Origin of the sequence: Rhodophyticola sp., from assembly GCF_965284195.1 — a bacterium.
Taxonomy (GTDB): Bacteria; Pseudomonadota; Alphaproteobacteria; order Rhodobacterales; family Rhodobacteraceae; genus Rhodophyticola.
In genome coordinates this window covers 1,274,129-1,288,863 of the sequence record NZ_CBDIRM010000001.1, presented here as the reverse complement: position 1 = coordinate 1,288,863, position 14,735 = coordinate 1,274,129, and the positions used below count along the sequence as shown (strand labels likewise).

The following is a 14,735-nucleotide window of genomic DNA, read 5'->3' as shown; positions in this document are numbered from 1 at the left end:
GACCTTATATCATCAGTCAAGCTAGGAAGGAGCGCCAACACATGGAGAACGTTGTTCTGGAACGTCCTGCGCCGGATCGGCAGGGTGTCGCTCTTAAGGCCTTCGCCCGGATCGCGGACGCCTGGTCGCTCACCCTGCGGGAGGCGGCTGCACTGGCGGATATGTCGGACTCGACCTGGAAGCGGGCGAAGAAGCCCGATTTTGCGGGGGATTTGACGCGGGACCAGATGCTGCGATTGAGCGCGCTGATCGGCCTCTACAAGTCGCTCGAACTCTATTTCAACGAGCCGATCTCGCGGGACTGGGCGAAGCTGCCCAACCGGGGTCCGGAGTTCGACGGCGCGCGGCCCGTGGACGCGATGATCGCGGGCGGGTTGCCCAAGATCCTGCGCGTGCGGGGCTATGTCGATGCGCTGCGGGGCGGGGTTTGAGGATCACGTCGGTCAACGACCGCGCCCTTATCCGGCTGATCTCCGAGACCCATCACAAGCCGCCCGTGCTGCGGGGACTGGTCGACAGCGACGCGGAGGCCGCGATTCTCGCCGAGATCGAGGGCGAGACCAGTGCCCGCCTGATCGCCGAAGCGCAGGGCAGCCCCGCGCTCGACCGCCGCGAACTCGCTTTCGCGCGGCGGTCACATGACCTGACCCTCTACGGCCAGAGCCATATCAACGCGGCCTTCACCTATACGCGACCCTCGGGCAACCGGTTCAACACCGGCGACCGCGGCGCGTGGTACTGCGCCTGGGACATGCTGACGAGCGCGCAGGAAGTTGGGTTCCACCGGACCCGTGAATTGGGTTTCATCGGCCGCTACGAGGACGAGGCACGCTACGTGGAACTTCTGGCGGATTTCATCGGGGATTTCCCGGATCTGCACAGGGAGGAGCATCCGGCGCTCGATCCGGTCCCCGAGCAGGGCTATCCGGCCGGGCAGCGTCTCGCCGCGGACTTGAGGGGAGAGGGGCATCGTGGACTGATCTATCCGTCAATGCGCCACCCCGGCGGCCGGTGCTTCGTCGCCTTCGATCCCGGGATCATCCAGAATGTCCGCCCTGGCGCGAGCTGGAAGCTGGTTTGGCAAGGTGCACCCGAGTTCACGATCGAGGGGCTATAGCGCCCCTCGAAATCTTCATTCAGTGCGTGAGCGTATCTCTGCAGGGCATTGAATGTATGTTATATTAAGCGCGATCATGCTTTCTCCAACAGAACCTTCGCCTTCCCCTCCATGATCAGCCGCGCATCCTGCTGCGGCTTTGACCGGGCAACCGCTGTGATCCCCTGCACGAAGTCGAAGACGCTCTCGGGCGGGCGACCTTCCTCGGCCAGTACCGTCTCGACGATCCGCCCTGTCTCAGCCTTCGAGAATCCGCGCTTGCGCAGGAAGTCCTGCCGGTCCTCGTCCGACCGCGCTACGATCTTCTCCCGCGCCGCGCGGATGCCCTCAATGAAGGGCGCAGGCGAGGAGTCGGCGAAGCGGCTCAGCGCCGGGGCGGCCTCGTGGGCGAAGCGGGAGGCGGCGTATTTCGAATGCCGGATCGTGATCTTCTGGAAATCTTCGACGCCCCAGAGGTTGCGGTTCTGGCAAACCGCGCGCAGGTAGAAGCTGGCGATGCCGAGAGTCTTGGCGCCCACCTCGGAGTTCCAGCAATAGAACCCGCGGAAATAGAGGTCGGGCGAGCCATCGGGCAGCAGCCCCGCCTCGATCGGGTTCAGGTCGTCAACGAGGAACATGAACACGTCGCGGTCCGAGGCGTAGAGCGTCGTCGTCTCCTTCGTCACGTCCACGCGCGGGTTGTAGATGCCGGTCGACCAGTCGAGCACGCCGGGCACCTTCCATCGTGTATCGCCCGTGCCGTTGCCCGCGATGCGCTGCACGGCGGAGACCAGTTCATGGTCGTAGATGCGACCATAGTCGGGGCCGGTCACCGCGCGCAGTTCCGTGCGGCCATCCGCGACCTCCATCGTCTTGATCTGCTCAGCCCGGTGGTTGGTCAGGCCGTATTGCAGGTTGATCCCCGCCAGCGGCGCGGGCAGTTGCCGCAGATAGGCCGCGGGCGCGCCGACCAGGCTGGAGAGCTGGCCGAAGGACCAATGGGTCGGTGCGATGGGTTCATCCGTGCCCGGCAGGACCAGCCCCAGCTTCTCCGGGTTGTCGCGATGTGCCTCGACCCGGATCGCCGCACTCTCCACCGTTCGCGTCCGGCTGCGCTCCGCCCGGCCTTTTACGAATGAAAAGAGATCGTCGAGCGACAGATACCGCTCGTCATCCGGCCGGGAGAACCATTCGGACGATACGCGGTCCACATTCGTGCCGCGCGACACATCCACCTTGTAGCCGCCGCTGATGTCACGCCCGGCATCGATAATCTCGGTATTCATGGGTTTTCTCCCGCGACGGGCGGCCGGGAGCCTCTCTCTCGACCTCCAAACCCGTCACGGGCCGGGACGGCTCCCCTCTGACTCTCGGATCACTCGGCCGCGAGATTCCCGGACGAGAATGGTGCGCGCGAGGCGGCCATCCTATGCAGTGCTTCAGGCCTGATATGCGTGTAGCGGCGCAGCATCTTCCAATCCTTGTGGCCGGTGACGAGGGCGACCTGTTCTATGGCGAAGCCTGCCTCGAAGAGGCGGCTAGTGCCTTCGTGGCGCAGATCGTGGAAATGCAGGTCCTTCACGCTGACCTCGACGCAGGCGCGCCGGAAGGCTGTACCGACCGATTTCGAGTTATAGGGAAAGACGCGGCCCTTTGCGTGCCCCAATTCCTTGGCCTGCGCCGTGACCAGCGCCCAGGCGTCGAAGCCAGTGGCCGCGAAGAGCGGGATCCGCTGGTCGTTTCCGGTCTTGTTGCGCGGGTCTTTTCGGTCGCGGATCAGGAGCATGCGGCGGTCGACGTCAAGATCGGCCCATTCGACGCGGCATATCTCGTCGAGCCGCATGGCTGTGGCCACCGCGAACTTCACGATCCGCGTCATCGGCAGGGTGAGGCGTTCGTTGTCATCGAAGCATCGGAAGAGGCGGTTCAACTCGTCCGTGGTGGGGCGACGATCCCGTTCTGTGCCCTTGCCGATGAGGCCGAGCCGCTTGAGTGCGACGCGCGCCAGATCAACGGGTTCCGGAGAAATGTCGAGCCCGTGCACGGCTGCCGCATGGGTGATGATCATCTTGATCACGCCGATATCGATCCCAAGGGTCACCGGACCTGCGCCTTGGTCTGCACGCATCTTGCCGTAGTCGATCAGCTTTTGCCGGTCGAGGTGCCCGACCTTCTCCTTGCCCAGATCGCGCTTGAGCGTCGTAAGCGTGGCGGCCTTGCTGCGACGCGGCGGTTTCCCTACCTCGCACATATCGGTTATATGAAGGTCGATGAGGTCGCCAAAGGTCTGGAGGCGGGAAACGGACGACTTGTTCGGCGCCAGCCCTTGATCGACCCGGGTCTCCGCCTGGCGGGCCCAACGATGGGCGTCGTCGCGGCGGAGGAACGTCTCGCTCGCGTAGCGGCCCTTTCGTCTGATCTGGACCCGGTAGGCACCGGAGGGGAGCTTGGTGATGGAGGCCATTTTCGTGTGCGCTGTGTGTGCAATGAGTCGTCGTAGAGGGGCAAATTCGGGGATATTGGGGCGTATTCCAGCGTAGCAGCATACGCCGCCAACAGTTTGAAGATACACAAAAAATGCAAATAAATCAACACGCTAGATTATCCTGTGCCCCTATGATGGATTGGACCGACCGGCATTGCCGCTATCTGCATCGGCTGATGTCGCGGAATGTGTTGCTCCATACCGAGATGGTGACGGCGCCTGCCGTGATCCATGGCGATCGTGACCGCCTGCTCGGGTTCGACCCGGCGGAGCATCCCGTGGCGCTGCAACTGGGCGGGTCGGATCCACGCGAACTCGCGGAGGCGGCGCGGATCGCGGCCGGTTACGGATATGACGAGATCAATCTCAATATCGGCTGCCCGTCGGACCGGGTGCAATCGGGGTGTTTCGGTGCGGTGTTGATGGAGCGCCCGGGCCTCGTGGCCGATTGCGTGGCGGCGATGATCGCGGCCAGCCCGGTGGAGGTGACCGTCAAATGCCGTATCGGGGTGGACGAGCAGCGGCCGGAGGAGGTCTTGCCCGCCTTTCTGGAAACGGTGCGGGACGCCGGCGTGACCCGGTTTGCGATCCATGCCCGCAAAGCATGGTTGCAGGGCCTGAGCCCCAAGCAGAATCGGGATGTTCCTCCGCTGGACTATCCGCTGGTGCATCGCATGAAACGCGACTTCCCGGCTTTGCACCTGTCGGTCAATGGCGGCATCACCTCGCTGGCGCAGGCGCAGGCGCATCTGGCCGCCGGCATGGATGGCGTGATGATCGGGCGGGCCGCCTATCACGACCCCTCCAGCCTGCTTCTGTCCGCAGATCAGGCCATCTTCGGCGAGACGCGCGCGCCGCGAAGCGCCGAGGAGGTGGTGCATCTGATGCTGCCCTATATCGAACGGCATCTGAGCGCGGGCGGCAAGCTGGCGCAGGTCACGCGCCACATGCTTGGTCTCTTTCAGGGGCGCCCGGGGGCCCGGGGGTGGAAGCGCGCGATCTCCGAAAACGCGCATAAACCCGGTGCCGGCCCCGAGGTCGTTCAGGCGGCGCTGGACGAGGTCCGTCTGCGCGCGGCCTGAAACCGTCACGGACCGCGCGGGTCCGCCAGCGCCATCCTCAGGTGCGGGGATTTCCGCACGCCGCACGACCGGAGGCGCCCGTAGACGCCCGCGTCTTGGCAATACCCGGTGAGGGGGATAAGTCCCCATGCGACGCGGAGCAGGGGAGACGGACATGCCGGATATCGGCGATCTGATGACGATGGGCGCTTTGGTTCTGGTGATCGGCGCCTTTGCCGGTGTCGTGGCGGGGCTTCTGGGCGTGGGCGGCGGCATCATTCTGGTACCCGCCTTCTTTTTCGCCTTTTCCTATCTGGGCTATGACACGGCCGATCTGATGCAGATCTGTCTGGCGACATCGCTGGCGACGATCGTCGTCACCTCGGCCCGGTCACTGTCATCGCATCACAGGAAGGGCGCGGTGGATTGGGATATCCTGCGATCCTGGGCCCCGGGCATCGCCATCGGGGCGGCTTTGGGCGTCGTCGCGGCAAGCGGTCTGCGCAGCGAGGTGCTGATGGCCATCTTCGGAGGGCTTGGGGTGATCGTGGGGCTTTACTTCGGGTTCGGCCGCCCGGACTGGCGGCTTGGCGATGCAATGCCGACAGGGATCAGGCGGGCCGCACTGTCGCCCGTGCTGGGGTTCCTGTCCGTGCTGATGGGGATCGGCGGGGGCAGCTTCGGCGTCCCGCTGATGAGCCTTTACAACACGCCGATCCATCGTGCTGTCGCAACGGCGGCGGGCTTCGGCATGGTCATCGCCGTGCCCTCCGTTCTGGGCTTTCTGTTCGTGCAGGGCGACCCGGCGGGCCGGCCGCCACTTACCTTCGGGTCGGTCAATCTGGTGGCCTTTCTAATTGTCGTCGCGATGACCCTGATCACGGCGCCCTGGGGCGTAAGGCTGGCCCATGCGCTTGACCCCAAACCGCTCAGGCGCATCTTTGCCATCTTCATCATGGTCATGGCGCTGAACATGCTGCGGAAGGCGTTCGGCTGGTGAGCTGGCTGCGGCGGGGATGGCAGGTTTTGCGCCTGAGCCCGCGCTTGACCGTTGGCTGGCCGCGGTGGCGCCCCATGCGCTTGCCTGCGCGGAGGAGCCGTCTCTCACATCCAGATGGCTGCGTCATGGCGGAACATGGTTCGCGGGTGTCGATGTGCTGGGAAACGATGCCGATGGCGGGCTTGCGGGCTCGGGCCCGCTCCGCTGCGCCGCACGGGCCGAGGCGGAGCGTATCGCGGGGCGGCTGCCGCTCCATCGGGGGCGGGTCTCGGTCACCTATCCGGGCTATCCGGGCCGGGACCGTGGCGAGAGCGAGGCCCGGCATCGCTATCGCAGGCGGCGCGATGCGGCCCATCTGGACGGGCTCCTGCCGGTGGGCGAGAGCCGCCGCCGGATGATCCGGGAGCCCCATGGATACATTCTGGGCCTGCCGCTGACGGACTGCCCGGCGGAGAAGGCGCCGCTTGTGGTGTGGGAAGGCAGTCATGAACTGATCCGCGCCGCGATGAGGGAGGCGCTGTCCGGGCATCCCCCCGCAAGCTGGGCGGATGTCGATGTGACCGAGGCCTATCATGCCGCGCGCACTGCCTGTTTCGAGCGCTGCGCCCGTGTGGAGATTTCCGCGAGCGTTGGCCAGGCGATCCTGTTGCACCGCCTGACACTCCATGGCGTGGCGCCCTGGCGCGCCCAAAGCCCGCCCGAAGATCGGCGGGCGATCCTCTATTTCCGCCCGGTACTGCGCGGCGGGGTCCGGGACTGGCTCATGCAGGCCTAGAATCGCCGGGCAGGCGCTCCCGCAAGCCAGAGGCCGCGGGGACCGGCCGGCGCGGTCCGGGCGGACCCTATTTTGACAGACGGGCCGCGCGCCCGCCGCGGCGTTTTTTCAGCAACGGCGCGCGCGTGGGCAGTTCCGCCATGATCCGGGCGCGGGCATCCGGGGCCATCCTGGACCAGTTGGTGATTTCCTCGATCGACCGGTTGCAGCCGGTGCAGAGCCGCGTCTCGGGATGCACCACGCAAATCTTGATGCAGGGGCTCTCGATCTCGTCGCGTTTCCAGACCTCCGGCCCGGGCGGGCGCGCATTCTGATCATCGTCGGTCATGAAATGCCCCTGATATGGCGCAGCCGGTCCAGCGCCCCTTGCAAGATATAGCCTGCGGCCACGTGATCAATGACCTCCGCGCGACGTTTTCGGGTCGTATCCGCCTCCAGCAGGGCGCGTTCGGCGGCCACGGTGCTCAACCGCTCGTCCCAGAAGCTGATCGGAAGGTCTTCGAGGCCTTGCATGCGGGACAGGTTGCGCGCGAAGGCCCGCGTCGATTGGGCGCGCGGCCCCTCCGACCCATCCATGTTGCGCGGCAGGCCAAGCACCAGCCCGCAGATCTCCCGCGCGGCGATCAACTCGACCAGACGGCCCGCATCCGCCGTGAATTTCGACCGCTTGACCGTCTCCAGCGGTGTTGCAACGCTCAGCGAGCGGTCGCTTACCGCCACGCCGATGGTCTTGGTCCCGAAATCCAGCCCCATCAGGGCGCGGTTCCGCGGCAGCGTTTCCGCGAAAGCCCCGATGTCGTCAAAGATCACTCCAGCGCACTTTCAAGGGTCGCGCCCGCAGGCCTGAGCACGGCCAGCGCCTCGGGCTGGCCCGCGAAGACATCAAGCGCCTCGTCATAGATCGCCTGCGCATCCTCCACCCGGCCGAGCACCACGAAGGCCCCGATCAGCCGGGCCCAATCCTCCGGCGGGCCGCCTTCGGTCGACAGGCGTTCGGCCAGACCGCTCACCATCCCCTCGATCATGGCCATGCGATCCTCCGGCGCCATATCTCCCGCGGCTTCGATCTGTTCGGCGGTGGGGCCGGGCCGGGGGCTGGTGCTGGGCTGAGGCAGTTCGGCCAGCGTGATCGGATCGCCCGCCAGAAACGCCACCTCTTCGATCTGAAGGCGGATGGGTTCGAGCCATGGGGCATCCGGCGTGCTTTCGGCCAGCAGGTTGCGCCAGATCGGATAGGCCAGATCGGGCCGGCCCTGCTGCGCATACATCAGCCCCGCGTAGTAGCGCGCGGTGCCGTTTCCGGGCTCGATCTCCAGCGCGGCGATCAACGCCGCCTCCGCCTCGGGCGAGACATAGCCGCCCGCGGCCAGCACCATCATCTCGGCCAGATCCACGTGATGGGCGGCTGTCGCTTCGGCGCCCAGAAGGTCGATCAACCGTCCCTGAGCCAGACGTGCGGCGCGGAAATTGCCCAATGCGGCCTCGTTCTGCGCCAGCAGCGCCAGACCTTGCGTGTCATCGGGCCGGCGTTCCATCACGGTGCGCAGCTGCACCACCAGCGCCTCGCGCTCCGGGTCGGGCTCGACCCGGGGGCGAACGGTCACGCCGGCCTCGGCCTCGGTCTGGTCGGGGCGGGTCGCGCGGGCCTCTTCCACCAGTTCGACCCGTGTCTGAAGCGGCAGATCCGGATAGCCCGGCGCGCCGATCTGCCAATACACGGCGAACGCGCCGGCAATCGTCGCCACAAGCCCCAGACCCAGAACAAGCGGGCCGCCGCGCGTGCCCGCGGTTCCCCCCGAACTGGCCTGCAGGGCGCGGTCGGCCTCCAGCACCCGGCGGGCAACCTCCGCCTTGGCGCGGGTGGCGTCCGCCTCGGACAGCACCCCTCGCGCCACGTCGCGCTCCAGTTCCTTCAACTGATCGCGATAGACCTGCAAGTCATATGCCGCCGCCGGCATGTCGCCGCCGCGTGGCCGGAGAAATCCGGCCCAAATCGCCAGCGCCACAAATATCGAAGCCGCGCCTGCGACAATCCAAAAGCCCATTATGCGTCTCGCCCTCTCAAACGCCGTCCCGTATCATCTATGCCCTGACGCGCCGACACAAAAGATACAATCCGCCGCAGGCTGCGACGCCACCAATCTGCCGACCTGTCGCAATCCGGCCTTGAAATGCCGCGCGGGGTATCCTCTGATCACGCCGGTTCCCGCACACCAATGCCAGTTCCAAGGGATGATCCGACCATGCGCCGCTATTCCGCCTTTGCCATCGTCCGAGAGGCTGCGCGCCACCATCTGGGGTGGGAACGGGCGTGGGCGTCGCCGTCGCCGAAGGCCCGCTATGACGCGGTGATCGTAGGGGCAGGGGGGCACGGTCTGGCCACCGCCTACTATCTGGGCAAGAACCACGGCATCACCAATGTCGCGGTGATCGAGAAGGGCTGGCTCGGCGGCGGCAATACGGGGCGTAACACCACCATCATCCGCTCCAATTATCTTCAGGACCCGTCGGCGGCGATCTATGAAAAATCCCGCAGCCTTTACGAAACCATGTCGCAGGATCTGAACTACAACGTGATGTTCAGCCCCCGCGGCGTGATGATGCTGGCCCAGACCGAGCACGAGCTGCGCGGATACCGGCGGACGGCCAATGCCAACGCGCTGCAGGGCGTGGCGACGGAGTTCATCGCGCCCGAGCGGGTGCGGGAACTGTGTCCGATCATCAATATCGACGGTCCCCGCTATCCGGTGCTGGGCGCGCTGTGGCAACCGCGGGGCGGCACCGCCCGCCACGATGCCGTTGCCTGGGGTTATGCGCGGGCCTGCTCCGCCATGGGCATGGACATCATCCAGCAATGTGAGGTCACGGGCGTGCAATCGGCAAACGGCAAGGTCACCGGCGTGCGGACCACCAAGGGCGATATCGCTACGCCCAAGCTGGGCATCGTCGTTGCCGGCCATTCGGGCGTGCTGGCCGAAATGGCGGGTTTCCGTCTGCCGGTGGAAAGCGTCGCCCTTCAGGCACTTGTGAGCGAGCCGATCAAACCCTGCATGGACGAGGTCGTGATGGCCAACACCGTCCATGGTTACATGAGCCAGTCCGACAAGGGCGAAATGGTGATCGGCGGCGGCGCGGACGGCTACAACAACTATACGCAGCGCGGCAGTTTTCACCATATCGAGGAAACGGTGCGCGCGCTGATCGAAACCTTCCCGATGATCTCGCGCCTCAAGATGCTGCGCCAATGGGGCGGGATCGTGGACATGACCGGCGACCGCAGCCCGATCCTGTCGAAAACGCCGCTTGAGGGGTGTTTCATCAATTGCGGATGGGGCACCGGCGGGTTCAAGGCGATCCCCGGTTCCGGCTGGGGGTTCGCCGAACTGATGGCCAAAGGTCACTCGCCCCTGACGGCGGCCTTCGGTCTGGAGCGGTTCCGCGAGGGCCGGTTCGTCGACGAAAGCGTGGCGGCGGGGGTGGCGCATTGACCCGCACGGCCACCGATCACGCATGCGCCGCGATCTTCCCCGGTCCCACGCGGAATTGCGCGGCCCCGGCACGTTCCGGCCCATGGAATAGGTCCGAAGCGGCCCCTTTTGGCCGAGATCGTGCCTGTTCTCCGTCGCGGATTGAGCCTGCCGCGGCAATTGCGACGCTGATCCTCACAGAAACGGAGGATCTGTCATGTCTGACTACGATCAGAGAAACACCAGTTACGATTACACCACACCGGACAGCGCGGGCAGCGCCTTCGGAACGCTTCTGGTTGTGCTGGGCGTCATCGGCCTTGTTTTGCTGGCCACGATCTTCTTCGACGTCGAGGCGGGCGGCGAACAGCCATCCGACCCTGCGGCAGTCGCGACAGAGGGCGACCAGCAATAACCGCACACTGAAGGCCGGATATCCGAAGGGCTCGGGGCGGTCGGCCACCGCCCGGTTGCTGGCCGGGGCGGACGGCTACGCCCCCGCGTCGGTCCGCGACACGGGCGCGACCAAAATGGCGCCCGCAAAATTTTCCGGGAACCGGGGCCGCCTCTTCCACGTTTCTTCGCTGAACCACTTCACAGAGGAGAGACAGACATGTCCGACCAGTCGAACAGCAACTCCAACTCCGGCAACGGCGCCTTGGCGTTCATTCTCGGCGGTGTGGTTGTGGCGCTTGGTGTCGTCGCCTGGGTTGTCTTCGGTGGCGGCATCGGGGACGACACGCCGGATGTCAGAATCGAAGTGCCCGGCGTCGGGGCGGTCGAAGGCACCGTCGAAGAAGGCTGATACCTACCGCCCGGGGGCGGATTTCCATCCTTGCGCAGGCGGCTCCATCCGGGGCCGCCTTTTGCGTGACCTGTCCCGTGGACTGTCCGGCCGGGTGACGCCGCGGTCGCGATTGTCCTGTCCCGAGGCGCCGCCATGCTGATCCTGACATGTCCCAATTGCGGCCTCGCCGCCGATGAAACCGAACTCAGCCCCGGCGGGGAGGCGCATCTGAAACGCTTCGGCCCCGGCTCGGAAGATGCTGATTTCGAAGGCTATCTTTTCCACCGCACCAACCCCAAAGGGGTGCATTTCGAGCGCTGGCGCCATGCCTATGGCTGCGGGAAATGGTTTCTCGCCGCGCGGGATACCGCCACATTGGAGGTGTTCGGCACCTACCCGGCGCAGACCACCGAACCGCCCGCTGAAATCATCACCCGGATCAGGGCCAGACATCCGGACTGGAGCCCGACATGAGCACCCGTCTCGCCACTGGCGGCCGTCTCGTCGATCGCGGCGCCCAGATCGAATTTTCGTTCAACGGCAAAAGGTTGCAGGGCTTTCTTGGCGACACTCTGGCCTCCGCGCTGCTGGCCAATGGGCAAATGCTGGTCGGGCGCAGCTTCAAGTATCACCGTCCGCGCGGCATCGTCGCATCCGGCCCGGAAGAGCCCAATGCGCTGGTCAATCTGGGTGAGGCGGGGCGCTTCGAGCCAAATCAGCGCGCCACCACGACCGAGCTGTTCGCGGGGCTGTCCGCCCGCAGTCAGAACCACTGGCCCAGTCTCGAATTCGATATCGGCGCGCTGAACAGCTATGCGGCGCGGGTCCTGCCCGCCGGGTTCTATTACAAGACATTCATCCATCCCCGCCCGTTCTGGAAACACGTGTTCGAGCCGATCATCCGCCACTCCGCCGGTCTGGGAGCGGCGCCGAAGGATCGTGATGCGGATCGCTATGAGCATTTCTATGTCCATGTGGATGTTCTGATCGTCGGCGGCGGCGTCGCGGGATTGCAGGCGGCGCTGAAAGCCGGAGCGGAAGGTAAGCGTGTGCTCCTCGTCGAACAGACGGCGGCCTGGGGTGGCCGCGCGCCCGTCGATGGCGGCGACATAGACGGAACCACGGCCGAAGAATGGATCAATACCGCCCTGCAAGCCCTTGGAAAAATGCCCAATGTGGCCCTGCGCACACGCTGCATGGGGGCTGGCGTCTATGACCACGGCTATGTGCTGGCCTATGAACATGTGGCCGATCACACCCCCGAAACGGACGCGCCGCGCCACCGGCTCTGGCGCATCCGCGCCGCTCATGTCGTCACCGCGACCGGGGCGATCGAACGCCCGCTCAGTTTCGCGGGCAACGATGTGCCGGGCGTGATGCTGGCCGCTGCTATGCGGGATTATGTGGTCAATTTCGGCGTTTCGCCCGGCGACCGCACGGTCGTGGTGACCAATAATGACGATGCCTACCGGACGGCGATTATCCTGCATCAGGCGGGCCTGTCGGTGCCCTGCATCGTCGATGCGCGGCCTCAGGCGGACGGGGAACTGGCGATGCAGGCGAAGGCCCTGGGGATCCGGGTCGCGACGGGTGCCGGTATCGCCACGGTCAGGGGCGGCAAGCGGGTCACGGGGGTCGCGCTCTGCCGACAGGCGGGTGAGGGTGCCACGACCGAGGAGATCGCCTGCGACGCGGTCGCGATGTCGGGCGGCTGGTCGCCGGTGGTTCATCTATGGTCCCATTGCGGCGGCAAACTTGTCTGGGACGACGCGCGCGCCTGTTTCCGGCCCGACCCCGACCGCTCACCGCGCGGCGCCGATGGCGAGGCCTTCGTCTCCGTGACCGGGGCCGCGAATGGCGATTTCGCCCTCGCGGAAATCCTGCCCGAGGCACGGGTGGAAGAACCGTCGGAGGCGCCGCTTCTGCCGGTCTGGATGATGCCGCAGGGCGCGGGCGTCGCGAAACGGGCCAAGATGTGGCTGGATTTCCAGAATGACGTGAAGGTCAGCGATGTCCAGCTGGCCGCGCGGGAGGGGTATGAAAGCGTCGAGCATACCAAACGCTACACCACGCTCGGCATGGCGACCGATCAGGGCAAGCTCAGCAATATCAACGGTCTGGCGGTTCTTTCTCATGCTCTGAATGCACCGATCCCACAGGTCGGGACGACCACGTTCCGCCCGCCCTATACGCCGATTTCCATGGGGGCCATCGCGGGCGAGGCGCGCGGCGACATCTTTCAGCCGATCCGGCGCACGCCGATCCATGACTGGCATGAGGAAAACGGCGCCGCCTTCGAGCCGGTCGGTCAGTGGCGGCGGCCCTATTGCTTTCCCCGCGGTCAGGAGAGCCATGCCGAGGCCGTGGCCCGCGAGATCACCGCGACGCGCACGAGCCTCGGGCTGCTCGATGCCTCGACCCTGGGCAAGATCCTCGTCAGGGGCCCCGATGCCGGCCGCTTCATGGACATGCTCTACACCAACATGATGAGCAGCCTGAAACCCGGGCGCTGCCGTTACGGGCTGATGTGCAACGAAAACGGATTCCTGATGGATGACGGGGTCGTGGCGCGGCTGGACGAGGACACGTTCCTTGTTCACACCACGACCGGCGGGGCCGATCATATCCACGCCCATATGGAGGATTGGCTGCAATGCGAATGGTGGGACTGGCAGGTCTTCACCGCCAATGTCACCGAACAATGGGCGCAGGTGGCCGTGGTCGGGCCCAATGCGCGCAAGGTGCTGGAAAAGCTCGGCGGCGATCTTGACCTGAGCGCCGCGGCGCTGCCGTTCATGGGCTGGGTCGAGGGCCGGGTCGGCGATTTCCACGCGCGGGTGTTCCGCATCTCCTTCTCGGGCGAGCTGTCCTTCGAGGTCGCGGTCCCTGCAAGCCGGGGTCGCGCCTTCTGGGCGGCGCTGCACGAGGCCGGTGCGGAGTTCGGCGCCACCGCCTACGGCACCGAGGCCTTGCATGTGATGCGGGCCGAAAAGGGCTTCATCATGATCGGCGACGAAACCGACGGCACCGTCATCCCGCAGGATCTGGGCCTCGATTGGGCGATCTCCGGGAAGAAGGAGGATTATCTGGGCAAGCGGGCTCAGGCGCGCGCGCACATGACCGATCCGGCCCGCTGGAAACTCGTTGGGTTGCAAACGCTGGACGGTTCGGTTCTGCCGGATGGATCCTACGCGCTGGCGCAGGGACGCAACGCCAATGGCCAGCGCAACACGCAGGGCCGCGTCACCTCCACCTATCTGTCACCGACCCTCGGGCGGGGGATCGCCATGGGGCTGGTGCTGAACGGGCCGGAGCGGATGGGCGAGGTGCTGAGCTTCAACACGGTCGGTGAGGCCACCGTCGAGGCCCGGATCGTCAGCCCCGTTTTCTATGATCCCGAGGGGGAGAAACAGAATGTCTGAGATGAGCGCCCTGCCCGGGGCGGTGGCCGCAGGACTGGCCGATATCCGCGAACTGGGTCTGCAGGGAATGGTCACGCTGAAGGCCGACCTGTCCGCGCCGGAAACGGCCGCGGCGGTGCGCGCCGCGACCGGCACCCCCGTGCCCGACCGGCGCCGGATCATCGAGACGGAGACGGGCGCGGTCGCCTGGATGGCCCCGGACGAACTGCTGATCCTCTGCGCCCATGACGGGGCGGAGGCCATGGTAACATCGCTTTGCAATACACTGAAAGGGCGCCATTATCTGGTAGCCAACGTCTCGGATGCCCGCGCGTTTTTCGCCATCGAGGGCCGCGGCACGCGGGAAGTTCTCGCCAAACTTGCCCCGGTCGATCTTCATCCCGAAAGCTTCGGGCCCGGAGAGATGCGCCGCACGCGTCTGGCGCAGGTGCCCGCGGCATTCTGGATGACGGGCGGGGACAGTATCCGGCTGATCTGTTTCCGGTCGGTCGCGCGCTACGTGTTCGACTGCCTTGCCATATCGGCGAGAGACGGCGGCGAGGTCGGGTATTTCTGAACCGGCCGCCAGTTGCGGCGCGCGGGGGCGGAGACGGCCTGCCGGTGCCGCGGAAAAATCGCGTTTTCCGGAACCTGTTGACCGCC

The 14,735-nt window shown here is 65.9% G+C and carries 16 protein-coding genes; 11 read left to right on the top strand and 5 right to left on the bottom strand.

Annotation, left to right across the window (positions count from 1 at the left end; all coding sequences use genetic code 11):
• Positions 1-41 precede the first annotated feature (41 nt).
• Both ACQ651_RS06435 and ACQ651_RS06430 read left to right on the top strand, forming a co-directional pair.
• The gene (locus ACQ651_RS06435) at positions 42-431 is read left to right on the top strand and encodes an antitoxin Xre-like helix-turn-helix domain-containing protein (RefSeq protein ID WP_430448790.1); all 390 of its coding nucleotides are present in this window, start codon (positions 42-44) and stop codon (positions 429-431) included.
• Entirely contained in the window at positions 428-1,117 is a 690-nt protein-coding gene (locus tag ACQ651_RS06430) for an RES family NAD+ phosphorylase (protein WP_430448789.1), read from the top strand. Before ACQ651_RS06435 ends, ACQ651_RS06430 begins: the two co-directional genes overlap by 4 nt.
• Before the next feature lie 74 nt (positions 1,118-1,191).
• Here the strand turns inward: ACQ651_RS06430 and ACQ651_RS06425 are convergent, their stop codons facing one another.
• Positions 1,192-2,382, bottom strand: coding sequence for a DUF932 domain-containing protein (locus tag ACQ651_RS06425; RefSeq protein WP_430448788.1), 1,191 nt, complete (start codon positions 2,380-2,382; stop codon positions 1,192-1,194).
• A gap of 89 nt (positions 2,383-2,471) precedes the next feature.
• Positions 2,472-3,560, bottom strand: coding sequence for a site-specific integrase (locus ACQ651_RS06420; RefSeq protein ID WP_430448787.1), 1,089 nt, complete (start codon positions 3,558-3,560; stop codon positions 2,472-2,474).
• Between the two features lie 113 nt (positions 3,561-3,673).
• On the opposite strand from ACQ651_RS06420, the gene dusA reads away from it, so the two are divergent.
• From dusA to ACQ651_RS06405, 3 genes are all read left to right on the top strand, one after another.
• Entirely contained in the window at positions 3,674-4,663 is a 990-nt protein-coding gene (dusA, locus tag ACQ651_RS06415) for a tRNA dihydrouridine(20/20a) synthase DusA (protein ID WP_430448786.1), read from the top strand.
• Positions 4,664-4,817: 154 nt separating this feature from the next.
• Complete coding sequence (locus ACQ651_RS06410; RefSeq protein WP_227286203.1) at positions 4,818-5,642, top strand: sulfite exporter TauE/SafE family protein; 825 nt, start codon at positions 4,818-4,820, stop codon at positions 5,640-5,642.
• Between the two features lie 16 nt (positions 5,643-5,658).
• The gene (locus ACQ651_RS06405; RefSeq protein ID WP_430448785.1) at positions 5,659-6,417 is read left to right on the top strand and encodes a hypothetical protein; all 759 of its coding nucleotides are present in this window, start codon (positions 5,659-5,661) and stop codon (positions 6,415-6,417) included.
• 67 nt (positions 6,418-6,484) lie between these two features.
• Here ACQ651_RS06405 and ACQ651_RS06400 read toward each other — a convergent pair whose 3' ends face one another.
• From ACQ651_RS06400 to ccmI, 3 genes are read right to left on the bottom strand one after another with little or no spacing between them, the layout of a single operon-like run.
• Positions 6,485-6,745: a DUF1289 domain-containing protein gene (locus ACQ651_RS06400; RefSeq protein WP_430448784.1), complete on the bottom strand. Its 261-nt coding sequence runs from the start codon at positions 6,743-6,745 to the stop codon at positions 6,485-6,487.
• Positions 6,742-7,227, bottom strand: a complete 486-nt coding sequence (gene ruvX, locus ACQ651_RS06395; protein ID WP_375552384.1) for a Holliday junction resolvase RuvX — start codon at positions 7,225-7,227, stop codon at positions 6,742-6,744. Before ruvX ends, ACQ651_RS06400 begins: the two co-directional genes overlap by 4 nt.
• Positions 7,224-8,462, bottom strand: a complete 1,239-nt coding sequence (gene ccmI / locus ACQ651_RS06390) for a c-type cytochrome biogenesis protein CcmI (RefSeq protein ID WP_430448783.1) — start codon at positions 8,460-8,462, stop codon at positions 7,224-7,226. The genes ruvX and ccmI overlap by 4 nt, the downstream gene beginning before the upstream one ends.
• Positions 8,463-8,660: 198 nt before the next feature.
• Between ccmI and ACQ651_RS06385 the strand changes: the two genes are divergently transcribed.
• The 6 genes from ACQ651_RS06385 (at position 8,661) to ACQ651_RS06360 (ending at position 14,649) form a co-directional block, all read left to right on the top strand.
• A complete protein-coding gene (locus ACQ651_RS06385) occupies positions 8,661-9,905 on the top strand; it encodes a sarcosine oxidase subunit beta family protein (RefSeq protein ID WP_430448782.1) in 1,245 nt (414 codons plus the stop codon).
• A 196-nt stretch (positions 9,906-10,101) separates the two neighbouring features.
• Positions 10,102-10,299: a hypothetical protein gene (locus tag ACQ651_RS06380; RefSeq protein WP_227285979.1), complete on the top strand. Its 198-nt coding sequence runs from the start codon at positions 10,102-10,104 to the stop codon at positions 10,297-10,299.
• Positions 10,300-10,497: 198 nt separating this feature from the next.
• Complete coding sequence (locus tag ACQ651_RS06375; protein ID WP_227285978.1) at positions 10,498-10,689, top strand: hypothetical protein; 192 nt, start codon at positions 10,498-10,500, stop codon at positions 10,687-10,689.
• A gap of 135 nt (positions 10,690-10,824) precedes the next feature.
• The gene (locus tag ACQ651_RS06370) at positions 10,825-11,145 is read left to right on the top strand and encodes a sarcosine oxidase subunit delta (RefSeq protein ID WP_430448781.1); all 321 of its coding nucleotides are present in this window, start codon (positions 10,825-10,827) and stop codon (positions 11,143-11,145) included.
• Positions 11,142-14,093, top strand: coding sequence for a sarcosine oxidase subunit alpha family protein (locus tag ACQ651_RS06365; RefSeq protein ID WP_430448780.1), 2,952 nt, complete (start codon positions 11,142-11,144; stop codon positions 14,091-14,093). Before ACQ651_RS06370 ends, ACQ651_RS06365 begins: the two co-directional genes overlap by 4 nt.
• Positions 14,086-14,649, top strand: a complete 564-nt coding sequence (locus tag ACQ651_RS06360) for a sarcosine oxidase subunit gamma (RefSeq protein ID WP_430448779.1) — start codon at positions 14,086-14,088, stop codon at positions 14,647-14,649. Before ACQ651_RS06365 ends, ACQ651_RS06360 begins: the two co-directional genes overlap by 8 nt.
• The last annotated feature ends 86 nt before the right edge of the window (positions 14,650-14,735 follow it).